Source organism: Natrarchaeobius chitinivorans, assembly GCF_003841505.1.
GTDB lineage: Archaea > Halobacteriota > Halobacteria > Halobacteriales > Natrialbaceae > Natrarchaeobius > Natrarchaeobius chitinivorans.
In genome coordinates this window covers 156,760-176,807 of record NZ_REGA01000006.1, presented here as the reverse complement: position 1 = coordinate 176,807, position 20,048 = coordinate 156,760, and the positions used below count along the sequence as shown (strand labels likewise).

Sequence of the window (20,048 nt, the reverse complement as noted above, 5' to 3'; positions counted from 1 at the left end):
ATTCGGGACGGAATCCGGGGTCGGTCGTCTTCCACGACAATAGCAATACTGATATGTTACTTAATAAAAATTGTTAATCTGTATTGGCGAGTTCATGGTTCCGTAGGCCGCCACCGGTCAGTAGTAACGGAACGCCCGTACGATCGAATTGCTCGAGGCGAACGAACAGCGACGGAGAGCGTCGCTCGAGGAAATCGCGGCTCTTCGAGGCGGAGGGACTGACCGTCGACGGCTCGAGACACCCTCGAGCAGCCGGGAAAACCGAGAGCGGGTGTCGGTCAGTCACCTTCGAGCGTCGAACGGCGGTCGCGTCGCCGACGAATCACGATCGCGAGGATCGCCCTGACTCGTCAGCGACGGCGACGAGTCTCTCCGACGGCGGACGAATCGAAAAACGGAGCGGGCGAGTAACGGCCGTCTAGATGTAGTCGATACTCGGCGGCAGTTCGAGTTTCATGCCCTTGCGCTCGCGGATCTCCATGATCTTCTCGCGCTGGAGGGAATCGGACATGACCTCGAAGCCGGCGTTCTCGGTGTTCCAGGATGCACGGCCCTCGGTCGCGCTCCGGATGTCGCTTGCGAAGCCGATCATCTCGCCGACGGGTGCGATACCCTCGACGACCATGAGGTCGCCTTCCTGGTACATGTCGTCGACGCGGCCACGACGACCCTGGATCTCGCCGGATGCGGCACCCATGTGGTCGTTTGGCACGTCGATACGAGCGTCCTGCATCGGCTCGAGCATCTTGATCTGGCCGTCGATCAGCGCCTTGTGAAGCGCGTTCCGGGTTGCCGGGATGACCTGTGCCGGGCCACGGTGGATGGTGTCCTCGTGGAGTCGGGCGTCGTGCAGTCGGATGAGGGTCCCCTGGACCGGTTCGTTGGCCAGCGGGCCGTTGTCGAGGGCGTCCTCGAATCCCTCGATCACGAGTTCCATCGTCTCGTTTAGGTGCTGTATCCCCTTCGTGTCGTCGATGAGGATGTTGGTCCCGTGGATGTGCTCGACTTCCTGGGAGTCGTCTTTGTCCATGCCGGCCTCCTGTAAGGCCTCACGACGTTCCTGCTCGGGCATGTCCATCGAGGCCTCGCCCATCTGGATCGTCTCGACGAGTTCGTCCGACATCGGCTCGATGGAGACGTAAAAGCGGTTGTGGCGGTTCGGCGAGATGCCCTCGATCTCGTCGCTCGGCCGCTGGGGCTGTTCGCGGTAGACGACGATCGGTTCGCCGGTGTTGACCGGAATGCCCTGGTTCTTCTCGATGCGCTGGGTGATGACCTCGAGGTGAAGCTCGCCCTGCCCGGAGATCAGGTGTTCGCCGGTGTCCTCGTTGATGGTGATCTGGATCGTCGGATCCTCCTTGGAGACCTGACGAAGCGTCTCGATGAGCTTCGGGAGGTCGTCCATCGTCTGGGCCTCGACGCTTTTCGTGATGACCGGCTCGGAGATGTGCTCGATCGACTCGAACGGCGTCATCTCGACGCTCGAGACGGTCGAGCCGGCGATGGCATCGCGCAGACCGGTGACGGCCGCGATGTTCCCCGCTGGAACCTCGTCGACTTCCTCGCGTTCACCGCCCATGTAGATGCCGACGGACTGGACGCGGTTTTTGCCCGCAGTCCCTGAGACGTACAGCTCCTGGCCCTTCTCGAGGGAGCCCGAGAAGACGCGGCCGGAGGCGATCTCGCCGGCGTGGGGGTCCATCGAGATGTCGGTGACCATGAAGACGACTTCGCCGTCCTCGTCGACGAGACGCATCCCTTCCGCGAGGTCGGACTCGGCGTCGCCGCGCCAGACCCGTGGAATACGTCGGGGCTGGGCGTCGACCGGGTTCGGGAAGTGCTCACAGACCATGTCGAGAACGACGTCCGAAAGCGGCGTCTTCTCGTGGAGCTCCTGGCGCTTGTCCGCGCGCTCGAGTTCCATGACCTCGGCGAAGTCCATACCGGTACGCTGCATCGAGGGCATCGAGACGCCCCACTTGTACAGCGCGGAGCCGAAGCCGACGGTTCCACCCTCGACGCTCACGGTCCAGTCATCGACGTCGTCCATGTCCTGGGTCATGCCCCGGATGAGCTCGTTGACGTCGTGGATGACCGAGAGCAGTCGTTCCTGCATCTCTTCGGGACCTTCCTGCAGTTCGGAGATGAGGCGGTCGACCTTGTTGATGAACAGGGTCGGCTTGACGCCCTCTCGAAGGGCCTGTCGCAGCACCGTCTCGGTCTGGGGCATCGCCCCTTCGACGGCGTCGACGACGACCAGCGCACCGTCGACGGCGCGCATCGCACGAGTCACGTCGCCACCGAAGTCGACGTGGCCGGGCGTGTCGATGAGGTTGATGAGGTGGTTGGTGTCCTCGTACTCGTGGGTCATCGAAACGTTCGCCGCGTCGATGGTGATTCCGCGCTCCTGTTCGTCTTCTTCCGTGTCCATCGCGAGCTGTTCGCCGGCAGTCTCATCCGAGATCATGCCCGCACCAGCCAGCAGGTTGTCAGAAAGGGTCGTTTTCCCGTGATCGACGTGAGCGGCGATGGCGATGTTCCGGATGTTCTCCGGTTCGTCCATCAGCCGTTCACACTCTTGGACGATCTTCTTGCGTCGGCCCATATACACCCAGTTACCGCCAGCGGGGTCAAAAGGGTAGTGTTTCGTCGGCGGGAGGATTCGACGTGTACCCCGGCTCGTGTGCGTGAATCTCCAGTTTACGTGAGTGAATGCCACGCAACAAGCCGATCACGACACCGATTCGGTGGTCTCGCGGCCACCGAAAACGGGCGTAAAAGACATACGAAACCAGCACCTGGAACAGGTACGCATGGATATACGAGTACAGGGACCCGGTCCGACTTCTCCGTTCCTCAGCGCTCGAGACCTCTTCGAAACCGAGCACGATCTCTCCCTGCCGGTGTACGTCCACCTCCAGGACGACCCCGACGAGCGAACCTGGGCCGGCCACTACGACGACCGCCACGTCCTCAACATCTCGAGGCAGGCCGCCTCGAGTGCGATGGCCCGGGAACTCGCCCTCCACGAGTTCGCCCACATGGCCAGATACGAACAGGAACACCCCTCCCACGTCCAGTCGACCGAGGAGGTGCTCTACCTCGCGCTGGCCGGCAAGAGCGTCGAGCGACGCAAACTCTCTCACTGTTACCAGATCGCAAACCACATGAAAGACATCTACGCCGACGACATCACGCTGACCGTCGGCCCCGGCGAGAAACTGCTCTCGTTTCTCGAGTCGAGTCTCGCGACGGCCGTCGCGGATCGACCGGCGACGCCGGCGCGGGCTGGGCTGCAGCAACTCTCCCCGAGTGCCGACCCCGAGATTACGGCCGTCAACGCAGCCTTCGCGCTCGCGCTGGCCGAGCGCCACGACCTCGTCGACGACGATCACCGGCTGTACGACCTCGCACACGCCGCGGCGATGGACGCTCCGGGCGTCGACTTCGAGGGGTTCAGACGCCGCTTTCGTGAACTCGCTTGCGACCCCGACTCGAGCGGGTACCGGCAGGTGCTCGTCGACGCGACTCGAGCGTACGTCGGCGGCGACGGGCCGGCGGCGGACTGAACGGGAACCCGCTTCGCTTCGTTATCGAACTCGGCAGCGAGCGAGCTACTCGAGGGGTGCGTCTCGTCGAGACCAGCAGTGCCGTCGCTGATCGACCACTCGAAAACAGAAGGAAAACCGCGTTAGCGTGCAGCCGCCGCGACGCGCTCTTTTTCTTCTTTCTGGCTGATCGCGTACGTCTGGACGTCGTAGTTGGCCGCGCCGGTAAGCTGGCTGGCGATGGCCTCCGGAACGGACGTCGACGACTTGAACGAGGCGTTGTGGACGCCTTCCGCGAGGAACTTCAGGGACTGGTCGACCCGGCGCTGCGGGGCGACGTCGACCGCCTTCGGGACCGAGATTCCGCCGTACTTCAGGCGGACGGTCTCCTCTCGCGGCGCGGAGTTCTCGACGGCGGTGACGAGCACCTGGACCGGGTTCTCCTCGGTGCGGTCGTGGATGAGTTCGAACGCCTCGCGCACGAAGTTGAGCGTCTGCTGTTTCTTGCCCGTGTTCTCCTCGGACTGCATCAGCCGGTTGATGAAACGCTCGACGATCGAGATCTGGGACTTCTTGAACTGCTTGCTCGCGTGGCGGCCGGCGGTGTGTGCGACCGGCGTTACCGTGATGTAGCGTTCGGTCGAGGGGTCCTCGTAGGCGATTTCGTCGATCTCCCAGGTGCCGAACAGCTTGGCACCGACGTCGGCCCCACCGGCGGGTGCGTCGGGGTCGGGTTGGTCTTCTGCCGCCATGGTTATCGCACCGGTTTCTCCGCGTTTCCGCGGACGAGTTCGAGCAGCGCGACGCCGTTTACCTTGTCGACTTTGTAGTTGACGCCCGAGAGGTCGCCCATCGCACGACCCTTCGCCCCACCGATACCGGCGATGGTGACTTCGTCGTGTTCGTCGATGAACGAAATCGCGCCGTCACCGGGACAGAACGCGGTGACCTGTTTGCCGTTTTTGATCAGCTGAACCCGAACGCACTTTCGGATCGCCGAGTTGGGCTGTTTCGCTTCGATGCCGACCTTTTCGAGTACGATACCTCGAGCCTGGGGAGCGCCCTCGAGAGGATCAGACTTCTCGCGGAGGCCCCGTGCGCGGCGCGCGTAGTCCGAGTCAGACCACCGCTGGTTCTGGCGGTCCTTCTTGAGCTTGCGCGCGGCGTACTTGCCGTTTGCCATGGAAGTCGGTATCCGACGGAGGCACTTAAACGGCCCGTTTTCGACTTCCCCGAAACGTCTCGAGAGAGCCCGACGTACCCCGCTCGCCGAATCTGAGCGCGTTTCGGCACCTCGAGTTACCGCTCGAGCGGAGGTTAGCACGCCTCGGCGGGCGAGAGGTCGCCGAACCGAGATCGGGAGTGACTCGGTCGTCTCGGTACCTTGATGTGGATACCTCGACGAGCGAAACCAATGGCCGAACGGTTCGATGCTGTCGTCGTCGGTGGTGGGATCGTCGGCTCCTCCGTGGGCTATCACCTCGCTCGAGCGGGCGTCGAGACCGCGGTGATCGACCGAGCCGACGCGGGACGCGCGACCGACGCCGGTGCCGGCATCGTATCGCCGCCGACGAGCAGCTTGACCGGTGGTGACGAGCAATTCGAGTTCGCGACGAACGCCGCCGCCTACTACCCCGAGCTGGTCGATCGGCTCCGGGGCGACGGAGTCGAAGAGACGAGTTACGAGCGGGTGGGTATCGTCGGCGTTGCGGTCGACGACGACGAGATCGAACCCTACGACGAACGGCTAGAGCGCGTTTCCGCCCGGAACTTCGATCGACTCGACGAGATCGAACCGGACGAGGCTCGAGAGCGGTTCCCCGCCCTCGCCGAGCCGAAACGAGCGTTTCACTACGCCGACGCCGCCCGGATCGACGGACGCGTATTCACCGACTCGCTTCTCACGGCCGCTCGAACGCACGGACTGACGACGTACGACGGGGACGTCGATCGAATCCGGATCGACCGGGGACGGGTTACCGGCGTGGAAACTGCGGGCGGGAAACGGATCGACGCCGAAACCGTCGTCCTCGCGGGCGGCGTCTGGTCGTCGGCGTTCGAAGGGCAACTCGGCGTCGAACTCCCTCTCGAACCCAGGCGCGGCCAGATCGCCCGGCTGAACGTCCCGGATACTGACACGTCGTCGTGGCCGATCGTCACCGGGTTCAGACACCACTATCTCGTCCCGTTGCCGGACGGAACGCTCGTCTGCGGGGCGACCCTCGAGGCGGACGCTGGCTTCGATCCGCGCCCGACGGCCAGCGGCGTCGAGGAGGTACTGGCCGAGGCCCAGCGTCTTGTCCCCGATCTTGCCGACGCGACGGTCGCCGATCTGCGCGTCGGTCTCCGTCCGATTTCGGGAGATGGGCTACCTATTATCGGGGCAGTCCCCGAGACGGACGGAGCGTACGTCGCAACCGGTCACGGCTCGAGCGGGCTGATGCTCGGGCCCCACAGCGGCCGGGTCGTCGCCGAACTGGTAAGCGGTGAGCGGACGACCGTTCCGGATCCGCTCTCAGTCGATCGGTTGGCGGACGTGTGATACGGATTACTGTAACTGTTTACCGGCGCACCCGCGACCCGGGCGACGGGTGCGCCGGTAATGATTTACAGTAAACCGTATGAGGGGCCACAACACGTGAGCGGGGACGGGTCGGCGACGTACGCGGTCGCGAGCGCGTCCGTGACGAGTGCCATTCGCTCACATAGAGGGACCGACCGCTACAAACGGCCACTTGCTCACCGGTGAGTCCGATCGTCGAATCGTCAACCGTGGCGTGATTCGGATCCCGATCAGCCACGGATCGTATCGGCTTCGTGATCCGAGTATCGAACGGGTCGCGCTCGTGCAGCACGAATCGCTCGAGTACGCGGGTAGTACTTGGCCTCTATCCACTCTCTATCAGACAAGTATTAACTTTCGGCATTGGAAACGGTTATAGCGTATCTTATAGAATGTTCACACGAGTCGATCCAGGTAATATGGGTAACACAGTCTCACCCTCGAATCCCGTTCGGTTAGCTATCGATGTGATCGTCCTCGTTGTCCTGTCTCTCGTGTTGTTGTTCGGTGGAACACAGACCGGAATCGTGCTGCCGACGTTCACGTGGGTTACAGTGGTACTCGTGTCGGTGGGTTTCTGTTCTGGATTCCTCTTCTGGAGATATTCGACCACGACCGAACGGGGGTTGATTAGCGTTCATCTTTCAGGGTACCCGCTCGTGGTGGCACTAATTGCGATTTTCGTCTTTGGACTTCTCTGGATTGCGTTCGTCCCGCCACTCTATGGCGACGACCTAATATACGGGCTCTTGACGCAGGTCTGGACGGTATTTGTCCTGATGCATGGTAACTGACTCCACGAACCCCTGCTACGGACTGTCCTCGTTCTTTACCGTGATCGCGTCGGCCGGAGTCGGCGGTCACCGGAAACCGCGACACCAATCCGGACGAAGGAATGGGGCCCTGAAGAGTATTCGGGTTGCGCGAGCGACCAGTCGAAACGCGATAGATAATCAGATCAACTGCACGTCGTCGATATCGCAGTGGCGTTTCGCCAGCGTCCGTGCGGCCTCGATCGTCCGGCCGTTCGACCCGATCGCGACGCCGCGGTCTTCTTCGGCAACCTCGACGTAGGCGACTGTGTCTTCGTTTTCGCTGATCGTGACGTTGTAGACCGCCGCCGGTGCGAGCGCGTTCGCGACGAACTCCTCCGGATCGACGGCGTTTTCGACGAGTCGGACCGGCGCGTCGACCCGGTCTTCGTACCGCTGGATCGTCCGCCCGCCGGGCCCGATCGCCTCACCCATCTGCCCGCTCGAGACCACGACGATCAACCGGTCCTGGCCGGCCTCGCCTCGAGCGGATTCGTCGCTTTCGGCGGGCAGACAGTCGATGCCGTCCGCTCCGGTGACGTCTTCGAACAGCGCGAGATACCGCCGGGCGTCGTCGTCGAGGGTAACGCCCATCGATCAGTCTGCCTGTCGACTGCTCGACGACGTCGATCCCATGCGGAGGTCGACGTCACCGGTACCGAGTTTGATCGGCTTTCCGACGATGACGTTCTCGGTGACGCCGTTCAGATCGTCGATCTCGCCGTGGATCGCGGCGTTGAGCAGGTGGTTGACCGTGACTTCGAACGCCGCACGTGCGAGAACCGACTCCTTCGAACCGGAGATGCCGTGGCGACCGATCGACTCGATCTCACCGTTGTTGGTCATCATGTCGGCGACCAGCATCAGGTGGCGAACGTTGACGTCGTCGAGACCCTGCTCGGCGAGCGTGTTGTTCGTCTCCTCGATGATGGCCTCGCGGGCAGCCTCGATGCCGAGGTTGCGGTGGATTTCGTGGATGTTGTTACACGTGGTCCGGGAGGCGTCGACACCTTCGATCTCTAAGGCGTCGCCGAAGGCCGACCCCTCGGTGTAGAGGACGAACTCCTCGCTCCCGTCGTCCATCTCTTCGCGCCGGATGACCACTCGAGAGACCTCTTCGATCCCCTTGAACGTGATGTCGCGCAGTTCCTCGACCAGCTGGAGCAGGTCCCGGTAGGACGGCTCTTCCGGACCGAACTGGATCTCCGTCCCGTTCTGGACCGTGTCCACGCCGAGGTTGTCCTCGATGATCTCGGCGACTTCCTCGGGCGCGATCATTCGCTCCTCGAGGGTATCCCGGTTGAGCGAAATCTGGACGCGCATGTCCGCGACGTTCGTCGAGACGTCACCAAGCGCGAGGATCTTCGTCGCCTCGATGTTCCAGACGACCTCGTGGGCGCTCTCCCGTTCGGTCGCGTACTCGTCTTCCAGGTGAACCGTCATCATCGGCGTGTCCGGCGTCTTCCGGGCGTCGACCAGCTCGATGAGGCGTGGAAGCCCCTGCGTGACGTCGATCTCTGCGACCCCCGCGTAGTGGAACGTGTTCATCGTCAGCTGCGTTCCCGGTTCGCCGATCGACTGGGCCGAGACGGTGCCGACGGGGTCGAGCGGATCGACCCGCGTTCCCAGGTATCGCGTCTCGACGGCTTTCGCCAGTTCGTCCGCGTCCTCGACGGTCGAACCGTCGCGTTCCTCGAGTTCCGCGTAAACGTCGTCTTTGAGTCGGCGGGGAAGATCCGTATCCTCGACGACCGCGATCGTATCGTCGTCGACGTCGTATGCGACTTCAGTCATCGGAGGTCACCTCCGCACCCTCGACGAGGCGATCGTCAGCGTGTTCCGAGAGGTTCGTCACCTCCCGTCGTTCACCGAGGAACTCCCGTCGTTCCTCTTCGGAGGCGAACTCCGAGTCGATGACGCGATCGGCGATTTCGCCGACGTCGATCGCGTTATCGTCGCCCGAGGAGACTTTGACCGGCGACGTGCCGTCCTCGCCGAACTCGAACTGAACGATCGTATCGCTGGTGTCTCGAACCGTCCCGTCGTACTGCGTCTCGAGTTCCGACAGCGCGTTGATCAGACGGCGCTGCAGGTACCCGGACTTCGAGGTACGGACTGCCGTGTCGACCAGTCCTTCGCGACCACCCATCGCGTGGAAGAAGAACTCCCGCGGGGTGAGGCCGCTCGTGTAGGAGTTCTCGACGAAGCCGTGTGCTTCCGCCGAGAGGTCGTTCGGCTCGTAGTGTGACAGCGTCCGGTCCTCGTAGCCGCGGTTGATCCGTTCGCCACGAACCGCTTGCTGACCGACACAGCCGGCCATCTGAGTCAGGTTGAGCATCGACCCACGGGCACCCGAACTGGCCATGACCACGGCGGGGTTGTCCTCGGTGAAGTGTTCGTCCGCGATGTCTCCTGCATTGTCTCGCGCACGCGAGAGCGTCTGCATGATCTTCATCTCGAGGGTCTCGTCGATCGTTCGCCCCGGAAGCGACTCGAGTTCGCCGCGTTCGTAGGCCTCGATGAGTTCCTCGACGCGATCGTTGGCGTCCTCGATCGTCTCGTCGATGCGGGTCTGGGCCTCCTCGGGGATGGTTTCGTCGTCGATCCCGATCGAGAACCCGAAGTGCATGATCGCCCGCATCGCGAGCGTCGACACCTCGTTGATGAAGATTCGCGAGCGCGTGTTACCGTAGCGTTTCGTGATCGTGTCGACGATCTCGCCGCCGAACTCGCCGACCTCGTCCTCCGCGATGGTTCCCTCGACGAGCTGGCCGTCCTCGACGACGACGTCCTCGCCGACGGTCCCGGTGAACTCGAGGTCGAGGTCGTCGGGGAGCAACTCCGAGAAGACGTCGTGGCCGGTCCAGAACGGTTCGTCCTCGTCGTCGATTCCGCTCGGCTCCGGCAGTTCGTCGATCCGGGTCGCACGCAGGAGGTCGAGTGCCTGGGTCTCGTTGAACCGCGGGTTGTCGTGGGTGAGCAGGTACGTTCCGGAGATGTGGTCCTGGATCGCGCCGATGATATTCTCGCCGAAACGCGGGGAGAGAATCTGTTCCTGGACGCGCATGAGCACGCGTGCTTCGGCGCGGGCCTCCTCGTTCTGGAGGGCGTGCATGTTCATCTCGTCGCCGTCGAAGTCGGCGTTGTACGGCGGGCAGACGACGGTGTTTAGCCGGAACGTCTTGTACGGCATCACGACGACTTCGTGGGCCATGATCGACATCCGGTGCAGCGACGGCTGGCGGTTGAAGATGACGATGTCGCCGTCGACGAGGTGGCGGTTGACCTCCCAGCCTGCCTCGACCTTCTCGGCGAGTTTCTCGCAGTTCTTCTCGGTCACCTTCAGCCGGCGGCCGTCGGGTCGGCGGACGTAGTTCGCGCCGGGGTGGCCTTCCGGACCGTTCGAGACGTAGCGTCGAGCTTCCTCGACGTTGCGCTCGGTGACGTTCATCGTCTGGGTCATCTCCTTTGCGACGCGGTCGGGAACCCCGACCTCGTTCAGGCTAAGTGTCGGGTCAGGCGAGATGACGGTTCGGGCCGAGAAGTTGACGCGCTTTCCGGACAGCGAGCCGCGGAATCGTCCCTCCTTGCCCTTCAGGCGCTGGGAGAGAGTCTTCAGCGGCCGACCGGAGCGGTGACGAGCCGGCGGCGTACCCGAAATCTCGTTGTCCATGAACGTCGTGACGTGGTACTGGAGCAGTTCCCAGAGGTCCTCGATGATCAGTTGCGGCGCACCGGCCTCGCGGTTCTCCATGAACCGCTGGTTTATCCGGATGATGTCGACTAGCTTGTGCGTGAGGTCGTCCTCGGAACGCTGGCCGTTGTCGAGCGTGATCGACGGACGGGCAGTAACCGGTGGAACCGGCAGGACGGTGAGTATCATCCACTCCGGACGGGAACGGTCGGGGTCGATACCGAGCACTTCGATGTCCTCGTCCGGAATCGCCTCGAACCAGTCCCGAATGTCGGAGGGCATCAGCTTGTTCGTGTCCTCCTCTGTGAGGTCGATGTCGAGGGCCTTCTCGATCGCCTTTCGCTGATTCTCGCGAGGTCTGAACGACCCGGAGAGGATCTCGTTGACCCGCGACAGTTCGATCTCCGTCTCCTCGGCGAGCTGGTCCGGCCCCATTCGTTCGCCGTCCTCCCCGCCCTGCATCGCCGCGGCGATGCGCTGGGAGTACTCGCTCGTGAGAACCTGTTGGACCTCGTAGTACGTGGTCGGCTTCTCGTGGTCGATATCGTACTGAACCTCGCCACAGAAGGGGCAGCGATCCTTCTTTCGTGCCTGTCGGATCGCGGCTTTCGTCACGTCGTTTAAGTCTCGGCCGAGCTTTCGCGACTCGTCGATGTCCTCGCGGAACTCCTCGCGTTCGTCCTCCGTCAACAGGAGCCGCGAACACTCACGGCAGGTCCCGCGAAGGAGTCGCCGAATGAGCTTCGTGAATCCGACGTGGATCACCGGTGCGGCGAGTTCGATGTGGCCGAAGTGGCCGTTACACGAGCCGGAGTGTTTCCCGCAGGTCTTGCACTCGAGGCCGGGGTCGATGACCCCCAGACGGGGATCCATGAGCCCCATGTCGATGGGGAACCCGTCGTCGTCGTAGGTGTCCGCGGTGATGATCTTCGTCGCGCTCATCTCCCGGTACTCCTCGGGCTCCATGAGCCCGAAGTTGATCGATCCGATGTCTTTTGGTGTGCTGTTTCGCATGATGTGGCTTAGACGGCGTCCTCCAGTTCCAGTCGCGGCGCGATACCCAGCGCTTTCATCTCGTCGAGCAAGAGTTTGAACGCGTAACTCATCTCGATCTCGTGGATGTCCGTCTCCTCCTCGCAGTTCGGACAGTACACCCGGCGCTGTTCGACGTTCTCGACCGCGGACATCCCACAGTTCCCACAGACGTGGATGAACTCGCGGTCGGATTCGTCGAGCAATCGTTCTTTCAGCGTCATCGCCGCACCGTGGCCGATGAACACGTCCCGTTCCATCTCACCGATCCGGAGCCCACCCTCGCGGGCACGCCCCTCCGTCGGCTGGCGGGTCAACACCTGCACCGGCCCGCGCGAGCGGGCGTGCAGCTTGTTCGAGACCATGTGGTAGAGCTTCTGGTAGAAGATGATCCCGACGAAGATCTCTGCCTCGATCTTCTCGCCCGTGATACCCGAGTACATCGTCTCCTTGCCGGCGGAGTCGAACCCGTTCTCTTCGAGGCCTTTCCGGAGTTCGTCCTCGTCTTCGCCCAGAAACGGCGTTCCGTCGACGCGGCGACCCTCCATCGCGCCGAGTTTGCCGCCGATCATCTCGAGGATGTGGCCGACGGTCATCCGCGAGGGCAGGGCGTGGGGGTTGAGCACGAGGTCGGGAACGACGCCCTCCTCGGTAAACGGCATGTCCTCCTGGGGTGCGAGGTGGCCGACGACTCCCTTCTGGCCGTGGCGGCTCGCGAACTTGTCCCCGAGTTCCGGAATCCGCTCGTCGCGTACGGAAACCTTCGAGAGCTTCGAGCCGTCCTCGCCTTCCATCAGCGTGACCGTGTCGACGACCCCGCTCTCGCCGGATCGCATCGTCACGGACGTCTCCCGGCGCTTCTGGGGTGAGAGTCCGCCCATGTCGTCGGGCTCTTCTAAGAATCGGGGCGGACTCGTCTTTCCGAGGAGGACGGAGTTCTCGTCGACCGGCGTCTCTGGGTTGACGAGACCATCCTCGTCGAGGTGGGTGTACGCTTCCTCCCCGCGAGCGCCGCGGACGTCCTGGCTCGGAATCTCGAAGCGGTCTTCCTGCCCGCCCGGGTAGCGCCGTTCCTCACCCTCGTACGTTCGGAAGAAGTGCGAACGAGCGAGTGCGCGCTCGACGCTGGCTTTGTTCATGACCAGCGCGTCCTCGATGTTGAACCCCTCGTAGCTCATCACGGCGACGACGAAGTTCTGTGCGGCGGGTCGGTCGTCGAAGCCGATCTGCTCGGTCGTCTGGGTCTTGACCATCGAGAGCTGCGGGTAGTGCAGCAGGTGCTGGCGCGTGTCCGGCCGGATGCGGTAGTTGGCCGACGGCAGCCCCAGCGACTGCTTGATCATCCCCGCCCCCATCGTAATTCGCGGGCTCGCGTTGTGTTCGGGGTAGGGAATCATCCCCGCACCGATGCCGAAGATGAGCTGGGGATCGATCTCCAGGTGGGTGTGGTTCTCGTCGAGGTCGTCCTCGTCGACGGCGACGTAGATGTCCTCTTCTTCCTCCGCGTCGATGAACTCGATGTAGCCGTGATCGACGAGGTCCTCGAACTCGAGGTCGTCGTTGCGCAGCGCCTCGATTTCCCCTTCCGAGATGCGTGGTTCGCCGTCTTCGACGACCAGCAGCGGCCGGCGTGCGCGGCCGGCGTCTGCGTTGACGATCACTTCGCGGGTTCGCTCTTTCACCGAGACGTTGACCATCTCGCTGACGTCGCCGATGCGACGGGATTCGCGGATCTGTTCTGCGAGTTCGTGCGGATCGGGATGGGTCCCCACCAGCGACCCGTTCACGTAGACTTTGGCTTCTCGTTGTTGGCTGCTCATTGTTGATCAGTCGTCGGCCGGAGACGTCGTTCGCTCGATACCCTCGATACCCGGAATCCCCTGGACGCCCATCGAGGCCAGTTCGCGCTTGAGCGCCTGCTCGTCCTCGACGTTCTGGGAGAGTTCCATCGCCTGTGCGAAGTTCTTCACCAGACCACAGTTCGGTCCTTCGGGCGTCTCGGACGGACAGATGCGCCCCCACTGCGTCGCGTGGAGGTCCCGTGCCTCGAAGTGTGGCTGGGAACGCGACAGCGGGCTCCTGAGTCGCCGGAGGTGAGAGAGCACTCCCATGAAGTCCGTCCGGTCGACCAGCTGTGAGACGCCGGATCGGCCGCCGACCCAGTTGCCCGTCGCGATCGGATGCTCGAGCCGTTCGGTCAGCACGTCGGATCGAACCACGGTCGACACCGACAGGTTCCGGTTGCGCATGTTCGCACGCTCGAGCTGGTACTTCACGTCGCGTGCGAGCTTGTTCAGCGCCGTTCGGAAGAGGTCTTTCATCAGGTCGCCGGAGACCTTCAGGCGCTTGTTGGCGTAGTGGTCCTTGTCGTCGGCCTCGCGCCGGCCGAGCGCGAGTTCGAAACAGGCCTCGGCCATCCGACAGAGGTAGTGTGCCTTGTTGATCCGGACGTCCTCCTCGTCGACGCCGTCCTCGTGGAGGTGAGGCAGCAGGTAGCGATCGATGACGTAGTTGGCGCGTTTGAGCTGGTAGTTTTTCCCCTGGCCCGAGGCGACGCGTTTGCCGAGCGTCTCGATCGCCTCCTCCTCGGTCTGGACGTCGGCTTCCTCCAGGTTCTCGAGCATGTACTTGACGACCTCCGGATCGTTCGAAACCTTGTGAACGATCTCCTCGTCTGACTCGAGCCCGAGTGCGCGCACGAGCGTGACGAAGTTGATCGATCCCGAAACGGAGGGGAACGAGACCTCGAGCAGGCCGTCACGCGTGCGCTCACAGAGGACGAGCGCGCGGTATCCACGGCGCTGGGAGAAGGTCTTTGCAACCTGGATCTCGTCGCCGTATTTGGTGTCGTACTCCGCGAGGATCTTGTTGGGTGCCAGGTCCTCGCTGGTCATCAGCACGCGCTCGGATCCGTTGACGACGAAGTAGCCGCCGGGGTCGGCCGGGTCCTCGCCGATCTCGATCAGTTCCTGATCGGAGAAACCGGCGATGTTACACTTCTCGGAGCCGACCATGATCGGCATCCGGCCGATTTTCGTCTCCGTGGAGTCGACGACGCGCTCGTCACCTTCCTCGCCTTTGACGATGGACATCTCCATGAAGACGGGAGCGGAGTAGGTGATGTTACGAAGCCGGGCCTCCTGTGGATACAGCAGTTCCTCGGAGCCGTCGGCCTCGCGAACGCGGGGAGTGACGACGCGGACGTCGCCCAGTTCGACGTACACCGGTTCTTCGCCCTCTTTGTCGCCGATGTCCGTATCGATCGTCTCCTTTTCGTCGACGACCTCCTGCATCCCTCGGTTGAGGAACGCGTTGAACGAGCGGTAGTGGTGTTCTGCGAGCCGTTCCCTCGAGAAGTATTCGCGTGAAATGTCTCGTCGTTTTTCTCGGTCGAGTTCCATTGCCATTTATTCCACCACGAGTCGATAAACGACCGCCTGGTCGGTCGTTCGCGAGTTTCGAACGATCTTGATGACGTCCCCGATTTCCGCGTCGTCGGGCAGGGCGGGATCGTTTCGCTTGATTTTCGGAAGATCTGTACGGTCGATGTCGTACTCCGAAAGCACGTCCTCGAGGACGTCTTCGTCGAGGATTGTGTGCTCCGGAACGAGTTCGTGTTGGCTTACGTCTACCATGTGTGAGTGTCGATGTGCGTGTGGGCTACCGGGAGAGAAGTGGCTGTCACGAGATACTACAGGCTGATAGCGGGGGCACGCATTTAACGGTTACTAACTCGAGTGAAAAGCGGAGCTAACGGCCGGGGCGTCCCTGACCGGGATAGGCGATCACAGTTGTCGATACCCGACTCTCGGTTATATTCCTTGTGGGTCGTGTGAGTTCGTGTCACGATACTGCCTGCAATCGCCGGTCTCGTGGCTCGATTCACCGTACCACACGGCCGCCGATTGGAAAGTCTTAATACTCCCTCCGGGTTATCGAATCGTAAGCCCGGATGGTGTAGTGGCCCATCATACAACCCTGTCACGGTTGTGACGCGGGTTCAAATCCCGCTCCGGGCGTATTTTTCCGCGAACCAATTCGACGAGCACCGCGTAGCGTGTGCTCGTCACACGTGAGCGGGAAACACCCCACAAGGGATTTGAACGACGGAACGAGCGAGCACAGCGAGCGACGTTCAGGTAGTTCAAATCCCGCTCCGGACGTCTTCTGCCGATGTCAACTCGTGGGAGAGGAGCGATCGCCGCCTCTCGAGCCGTCGAAACCATGTCGAATCGGCTGGCCGGTCCTCGAGAGGCGGCTCCTCGAGCCAGCTGTGCTGGCAGGCGGATAACACGTCCGAAGACGGGAAGGACCGAGAGCAAAACCCTTAAGCGTGTCACCGGGAAACGCTGAGTCGGAAGCCCGGATGGTGTAGTGGCCCATCATACAACCCTGTCACGGTTGTGACGCGGGTTCAAATCCCGCTCCGGGCGTGTTTTTCCGCGAACCAACTCGACGGGCACCGCCTCGCGTGTGCTCGTCACACGTGAGCGGGAAACACCCCACAAGGGATTTGAATCAGGGAGCAGCGTTGCTGCGACCGCGGTTCAAATCCCGCTCCGGGCGTCTTCTGCTGCCGTCAACTCGTGAGCGAGGAGCGAAGCGACGAGCGAGCGACGACGGCAGCGAAACGCAAACGACGGGATGTGAACGACGGAACGAGCGAGCACAGCGAGCGACGTTCAGGTAGTTCAAATCCCGCTCCGGGCGTGTTTTTCCGCGAACCAACTCGACGAGCACCGCCTCGCGTGTGCTCATGTGAGCGGAAAATTAGTAGCGGGTCCGGTTCTGGCTGTAAAACGATCACTGACGTTTTTCACCTAGCGTCTCAACCGTTTGAGCATGGGCGAAACCTCATCACCGGAGTTCGTCGTCGATGAGAAGATAGAGGTGGCTATGCTTCTGGCAGGTGTTTTTGCTGTCGTGACTGCCGCCTATTACACCGGACGGACTGGAAATGGGGGACCGCTGATGGGGATGTCAGTCGGACTTCTGTTAATCGTCTTGTTCGTCACTTCCGAGTGAGAAGCAGTCCGGTGTGGTGGATTCGTAACTCGAGAGCAGACACTATTTACCAATCCCGACGATTGACACACCCATCGCCGATCAGTCTGGCGATCTGGTGTGGGATGGCGTGCAGTGGCTCCTGTCGTGACAGCCACGACTATTCACACACCCATCACACTCGAGCGGCCAGCGCCGGCTGTCGGCTGTGGGTTCGACAGCAGGAGCTCGGTACTGGTCGACGGAAAGTTGTCCGTCCCTACACTCCCCGCTCCCGAACGCATTTGTGTCTCGCCCGCACGCGTTGGACGTATGAACATCGGAATCATCGCCGACACCCACGACAACCTCGAGGCGGTCGAGCGTGCGGCCGAGCTGTTCACGGAGGAGGGGGTCGAAGTCGTCGTCCACTGTGGCGACTTCGTCGCGCCGCCGGTGATCGAGTACTTCGACGGCTTCGAACTCCACGGCGTGTTGGGGAACAACGACGGTGAGATCGCCGGCCTCGAGGCGGCGTTTGCCGCCCTCGGGGACGAGAGCGAACTCCACGGCCGGTTCGCGAGCCTCGAGTTCGACGGGCTCTCATTTGCCGTCTTACACGGGGAGTCGAAAGCCGAAGTCGAGACGCTGGCCGACGCCGACCGGTACGACGTGGTCTGTTATGGCCACCACCACGAGCGAGATCTCACCGAGCGGGGACGGACCACGGTGCTCAATCCCGGTGGGCACTTCCCGTCGATCCCGGCCGATCACCGGACGGTCGCGATCCTCGATACGCTCTCGGAGTCGGTCCGGTTCCGATCGGTAGAGGGCCGATAGCGAGCGACGTGGTCGACGGGAGTACCAAGCCCTTAACCTCACCGAGCGAGTAGCGTGGCGTATGCAGCACGTGAAGATTCCGCAGGACCGAATCGGTGTGCTCATCGGTGAGGGCGGCGAGACGATGCGTGAGATCGAAGCAGAAGCCGAAGTGCGACTGGACATCGACTCGGAAAACGGCTCCGTCGCGGTCGAAACGGTCGGCGACCCCGTCCGCGGACTCAAAGGCCCCGAAATCGTCCGGGCGATCGGTCGCGGCTTTCCCCCGGAGGATGCCCTCCGATTGCTCGACGACGACATGATGTTGTTCGACGTCGTCGATATCGACGCCGCGTCGCGCAACAAAAACGACATGAAACGCCAGAAAGGGCGGCTCATCGGTGAAGCGGGTCGAACCCGCGAACTGATGGAGGAACTCTCGGGCGCGTCGGTCGTCATCTACGGGTCGACGCTGGGTATGATCGGGACGCCGGAACAGGTCGAGGCGGTCCGAAGCGCCGCGGAGATGCTCCTGGACGGCGCACCCCACGGCGCAGTCTACTCGTTCCTCGAGGAGCGTCACAACGAGATGAAACACCAGGGGATGGAGTACCACCGGTTCCCTGGCGATCAGTCCTGATACGTTTATACTGCCGGCTGTGACTGTGTCAAGACTCTCGCCACACCGGAGCGGCGAGAGTCTTGAATGACTTACAGCCGGCAGTATTACTGTACGTCGTTACCGGGGACTGCGGGGCAGCGCCCGGTCGCTTCGGGACAGGGGGACAGCAATCCGTATGATCGGCACGGCCCTCGTCCCGACCAATCCCACCGCTCACCACTCCACTCGAGTCTTGCGGTTTCGTGTGTCCGATAACGAAGCACTTATATAGAATAACAATCAATCTTTCCTTGACTATGGCACAACAGATGGGTAACCAGCCCCTCATCGTTCTCTCGGAGGACAGCCAGCGGACCTCCGGTAAAGACGCGCAGTCGATGAACGTTCAGGCCGGAAAGGCCGTCGCCGAATCCGTCCGAACCACACTCGGACCGAAAGGCATGGACAAGATGCTCGTCGATTCGACGGGCAACGTCGTCGTCACGAACGACGGCGTCACCCTCCTCTCGGAGATGGACATCGACCACCCGGCGGCCGACATGATCGTCGAAGTCGCCGAAACCCAGGAGGACGAGGTCGGCGATGGAACCACCAGTGCCGTCGTCGTCGCCGGTGAACTCCTCAGTCAGGCCGAGGACCTCCTCGAGCAAGACATTCACGCGACGACCCTCGCACAGGGGTACCGACAGGCCGCCGAAGAGGCCACGGAAGTCCTCGAAGAGATCGCGATCGACGTCGAAGAGGACGACGACGAAATCCTCCACCAGATCGCCGCCACCGCGATGACCGGCAAGGGCGCAGAGAGCGCACGCGACCTTCTCGCCGGACTCGTCGTCGACGCCGTACAGTCGGTCGCCGACGACGACGGCATCGACACGGACAACATCAAAGTCGAGAAAGTTGTCGGCGGCTCCATCGAAAACTCCGAACTCGTCGAGGGCGTCATCGTCGACAAGGAGCGCGTCTCCGAGAACATGCCGTACTTCGCCGAGGACGCGGACGTCGCGATCATCGACGGCGCACTCGAGATCAAAGAGACCGAGATCGACGCCGAGGTCAACGTCACCGACCCCGAGCAACTCGAGCAGTTCCTCGAGCAGGAAGAAGCCCAGCTCCGTGAGATGGCCGAGACCATCTCGGAGGTCGGCGCTGACGTCGTCTTCGTCGACGGCGGCATCGACGACATGGCCCAGCACTACCTCGCACAAGAGGGCATCATCGCCGTCCGCCGCGTCAAATCCAGCGACAAGACCCAGCTGGCCCGCGCAACCGGTGCCCGACCGGTGTCGACCGTCGACGATCTGACCGAGGACGACCTCGGATTCGCCGGCAACGTGGCCCAGAAGGACATCGCGGGCGACCAGCGCATCTTCGTCGAGGACGTCGACGACGCCAAAGCGGTAACCCTCATTCTCCGCGGTGGCACCGAACACGTCATCGACGAGGTCGACCGCGCGATCGAGGACTCGCTCGGCGTCGTCCGGACGACCGTCGAGGACGGCAAGGTGCTCGCCGGCGGTGGCGCACCCGAAGTCGAACTCTCGCTGGCCCTGCGTGACTACGCCGACTCCGTCGGCGGCCGCGAACAGCTCGCAGTCGAAGCGTTCGCCGACGCACTCGAGGTCATCCCGCGAACGCTCGCCGAGAACGCCGGTCTCGATCCCATCGACTCGCTCGTCGAACTTCGTGCCGACCACGACGGCGGCAACGAAGCCGCCGGCCTGGACGCGTTCACCGGCGACACGATCGACATGGGCGACGAAGGCGTCTACGAGCCGCTGCGCGTGAAGACGCAGGCGATCGAATCCGCCACCGAAGCCGCAGTTATGCTGCTTCGCATCGACGACGTCATCGCCGCCGGCGACCTCGCGGTCTCCGACGACGACGATGACGAGGAGATGCCTGGCGGCCCAGGCGGTGGCATGGGCGGCGGCATGGGCGGTATGGGCGGCGGTATGGGCGGCATGATGTGAAA

At 62.7% G+C, this 20,048-nt stretch carries 16 protein-coding genes and 2 tRNA genes; 9 read left to right on the top strand and 9 right to left on the bottom strand.

From position 1 onward, the window contains the following. Nucleotides 1-418: 418 nt before the first annotated feature. Nucleotides 419-2,605 (bottom strand): elongation factor EF-2, encoded by a 2,187-nt coding sequence (locus EA473_RS09535; RefSeq protein WP_124195428.1) that lies wholly within the window; start codon nucleotides 2,603-2,605, stop codon nucleotides 419-421. 208 nt (nucleotides 2,606-2,813) lie between these two features. Between EA473_RS09535 and EA473_RS09530 the strand changes: the two genes are divergently transcribed. Further along, entirely contained in the window at nucleotides 2,814-3,569 is a 756-nt protein-coding gene (locus EA473_RS09530; protein WP_124195427.1) for a DUF5781 family protein, read from the top strand. A gap of 122 nt (nucleotides 3,570-3,691) precedes the next feature. Here the strand turns inward: EA473_RS09530 and EA473_RS09525 are convergent, their stop codons facing one another. Both EA473_RS09525 and EA473_RS09520 read right to left on the bottom strand, forming a co-directional pair. After that, nucleotides 3,692-4,300, bottom strand: a complete 609-nt coding sequence (locus EA473_RS09525; RefSeq protein ID WP_124195426.1) for a 30S ribosomal protein S7 — start codon at nucleotides 4,298-4,300, stop codon at nucleotides 3,692-3,694. A 2-nt stretch (nucleotides 4,301-4,302) separates the two neighbouring features. Next, nucleotides 4,303-4,731 (bottom strand): 30S ribosomal protein S12, encoded by a 429-nt coding sequence (locus EA473_RS09520; protein WP_086887596.1) that lies wholly within the window; start codon nucleotides 4,729-4,731, stop codon nucleotides 4,303-4,305. A gap of 231 nt (nucleotides 4,732-4,962) precedes the next feature. On the opposite strand from EA473_RS09520, the gene EA473_RS09515 reads away from it, so the two are divergent. Together EA473_RS09515 and EA473_RS09510 are read left to right on the top strand one after the other, a co-directional pair. Continuing rightward, entirely contained in the window at nucleotides 4,963-6,090 is a 1,128-nt protein-coding gene (locus EA473_RS09515) for an NAD(P)/FAD-dependent oxidoreductase (protein WP_124195425.1), read from the top strand. A gap of 440 nt (nucleotides 6,091-6,530) precedes the next feature. After that, on the top strand, nucleotides 6,531-6,905 hold the full coding sequence (locus EA473_RS09510) for a hypothetical protein (RefSeq protein WP_124195424.1): 375 nt from the start codon (nucleotides 6,531-6,533) through the stop codon (nucleotides 6,903-6,905). A gap of 159 nt (nucleotides 6,906-7,064) precedes the next feature. Here the strand turns inward: EA473_RS09510 and EA473_RS09505 are convergent, their stop codons facing one another. Genes EA473_RS09505 through EA473_RS09480 form a run of 6 tightly spaced genes read right to left on the bottom strand, consistent with a single transcriptional unit; the run spans nucleotide 7,065 to nucleotide 15,284 of the window. Next, on the bottom strand, nucleotides 7,065-7,517 hold the full coding sequence (locus EA473_RS09505) for a NusA-like transcription termination signal-binding factor (RefSeq protein ID WP_124195423.1): 453 nt from the start codon (nucleotides 7,515-7,517) through the stop codon (nucleotides 7,065-7,067). Between the two features lie 3 nt (nucleotides 7,518-7,520). Continuing rightward, a complete protein-coding gene (rpoA2, locus tag EA473_RS09500; protein ID WP_124195422.1) occupies nucleotides 7,521-8,717 on the bottom strand; it encodes a DNA-directed RNA polymerase subunit A'' in 1,197 nt (398 codons plus the stop codon). After that, nucleotides 8,710-11,631 carry a DNA-directed RNA polymerase subunit A' gene (locus tag EA473_RS09495; protein WP_124195421.1) on the bottom strand — a complete coding sequence of 974 codons (2,922 nt, stop codon included), beginning with the start codon at nucleotides 11,629-11,631 and terminating at the stop codon, nucleotides 8,710-8,712. The genes rpoA2 and EA473_RS09495 overlap by 8 nt, the downstream gene beginning before the upstream one ends. A gap of 8 nt (nucleotides 11,632-11,639) precedes the next feature. Further along, entirely contained in the window at nucleotides 11,640-13,469 is a 1,830-nt protein-coding gene (gene rpoB, locus EA473_RS09490; RefSeq protein WP_124195420.1) for a DNA-directed RNA polymerase subunit B, read from the bottom strand. Nucleotides 13,470-13,475: 6 nt separating this feature from the next. Continuing rightward, a complete protein-coding gene (locus EA473_RS09485) occupies nucleotides 13,476-15,056 on the bottom strand; it encodes a DNA-directed RNA polymerase subunit B'' (protein ID WP_124195419.1) in 1,581 nt (526 codons plus the stop codon). Beyond that, nucleotides 15,057-15,284 (bottom strand): DNA-directed RNA polymerase subunit H, encoded by a 228-nt coding sequence (locus EA473_RS09480; protein ID WP_124195418.1) that lies wholly within the window; start codon nucleotides 15,282-15,284, stop codon nucleotides 15,057-15,059. Between the two features lie 311 nt (nucleotides 15,285-15,595). On the opposite strand from EA473_RS09480, the gene EA473_RS09475 reads away from it, so the two are divergent. From EA473_RS09475 to thsA, 6 genes are all read left to right on the top strand, one after another. Next, a tRNA-Asp gene (locus EA473_RS09475) sits at nucleotides 15,596-15,668 on the top strand. Nucleotides 15,669-16,009: 341 nt separating this feature from the next. After that, nucleotides 16,010-16,082: transfer RNA gene (locus tag EA473_RS09470), tRNA-Asp, on the top strand. Nucleotides 16,083-16,491: 409 nt separating this feature from the next. Further along, nucleotides 16,492-16,674 (top strand): hypothetical protein, encoded by a 183-nt coding sequence (locus EA473_RS09465; protein WP_124195417.1) that lies wholly within the window; start codon nucleotides 16,492-16,494, stop codon nucleotides 16,672-16,674. A 291-nt stretch (nucleotides 16,675-16,965) separates the two neighbouring features. Further along, nucleotides 16,966-17,472: a metallophosphoesterase gene (locus EA473_RS09460; protein WP_124195416.1), complete on the top strand. Its 507-nt coding sequence runs from the start codon at nucleotides 16,966-16,968 to the stop codon at nucleotides 17,470-17,472. A gap of 61 nt (nucleotides 17,473-17,533) precedes the next feature. Next, nucleotides 17,534-18,091: a KH domain-containing protein gene (locus tag EA473_RS09455; protein ID WP_124195415.1), complete on the top strand. Its 558-nt coding sequence runs from the start codon at nucleotides 17,534-17,536 to the stop codon at nucleotides 18,089-18,091. Between the two features lie 290 nt (nucleotides 18,092-18,381). Continuing rightward, on the top strand, nucleotides 18,382-20,046 hold the full coding sequence (thsA, locus tag EA473_RS09450; protein WP_124195414.1) for a thermosome subunit alpha: 1,665 nt from the start codon (nucleotides 18,382-18,384) through the stop codon (nucleotides 20,044-20,046). The last annotated feature ends 2 nt before the right edge of the window (nucleotides 20,047-20,048 follow it).

What these genes read in the sequence shown, in the direction of transcription:
- EA473_RS09515 (WP_124195425.1), top strand. Translation starts at nt 4,963, where the DNA reads ATGGCCGAACGGTTCGATGCTGTCGTCGTCGGTGGTGGGATCGTCGGC.
- EA473_RS09460 (WP_124195416.1), top strand. Translation starts at nt 16,966, where the DNA reads ATGAACATCGGAATCATCGCCGACACCCACGACAACCTCGAGGCGGTC.
- EA473_RS09485 (WP_124195419.1), bottom strand. Translation starts at nt 15,056, where the DNA reads ATGGCAATGGAACTCGACCGAGAAAAACGACGAGACATTTCACGCGAA.
- EA473_RS09495 (WP_124195421.1), bottom strand. Translation starts at nt 11,631, where the DNA reads ATGCGAAACAGCACACCAAAAGACATCGGATCGATCAACTTCGGGCTC.
- rpoB (WP_124195420.1), bottom strand. Translation starts at nt 13,469, where the DNA reads ATGAGCAGCCAACAACGAGAAGCCAAAGTCTACGTGAACGGGTCGCTG.
- EA473_RS09525 (WP_124195426.1), bottom strand. Translation starts at nt 4,300, where the DNA reads ATGGCGGCAGAAGACCAACCCGACCCCGACGCACCCGCCGGTGGGGCC.
- EA473_RS09520 (WP_086887596.1), bottom strand. Translation starts at nt 4,731, where the DNA reads ATGGCAAACGGCAAGTACGCCGCGCGCAAGCTCAAGAAGGACCGCCAG.
- rpoA2 (WP_124195422.1), bottom strand. Translation starts at nt 8,717, where the DNA reads ATGACTGAAGTCGCATACGACGTCGACGACGATACGATCGCGGTCGTC.
- EA473_RS09510 (WP_124195424.1), top strand. Translation starts at nt 6,531, where the DNA reads ATGGGTAACACAGTCTCACCCTCGAATCCCGTTCGGTTAGCTATCGAT.
- EA473_RS09480 (WP_124195418.1), bottom strand. Translation starts at nt 15,284, where the DNA reads ATGGTAGACGTAAGCCAACACGAACTCGTTCCGGAGCACACAATCCTC.
- EA473_RS09535 (WP_124195428.1), bottom strand. Translation starts at nt 2,605, where the DNA reads ATGGGCCGACGCAAGAAGATCGTCCAAGAGTGTGAACGGCTGATGGAC.
- EA473_RS09530 (WP_124195427.1), top strand. Translation starts at nt 2,814, where the DNA reads ATGGATATACGAGTACAGGGACCCGGTCCGACTTCTCCGTTCCTCAGC.
- EA473_RS09505 (WP_124195423.1), bottom strand. Translation starts at nt 7,517, where the DNA reads ATGGGCGTTACCCTCGACGACGACGCCCGGCGGTATCTCGCGCTGTTC.
- EA473_RS09455 (WP_124195415.1), top strand. Translation starts at nt 17,534, where the DNA reads ATGCAGCACGTGAAGATTCCGCAGGACCGAATCGGTGTGCTCATCGGT.
- thsA (WP_124195414.1), top strand. Translation starts at nt 18,382, where the DNA reads ATGGGTAACCAGCCCCTCATCGTTCTCTCGGAGGACAGCCAGCGGACC.
- EA473_RS09465 (WP_124195417.1), top strand. Translation starts at nt 16,492, where the DNA reads ATGGGCGAAACCTCATCACCGGAGTTCGTCGTCGATGAGAAGATAGAG.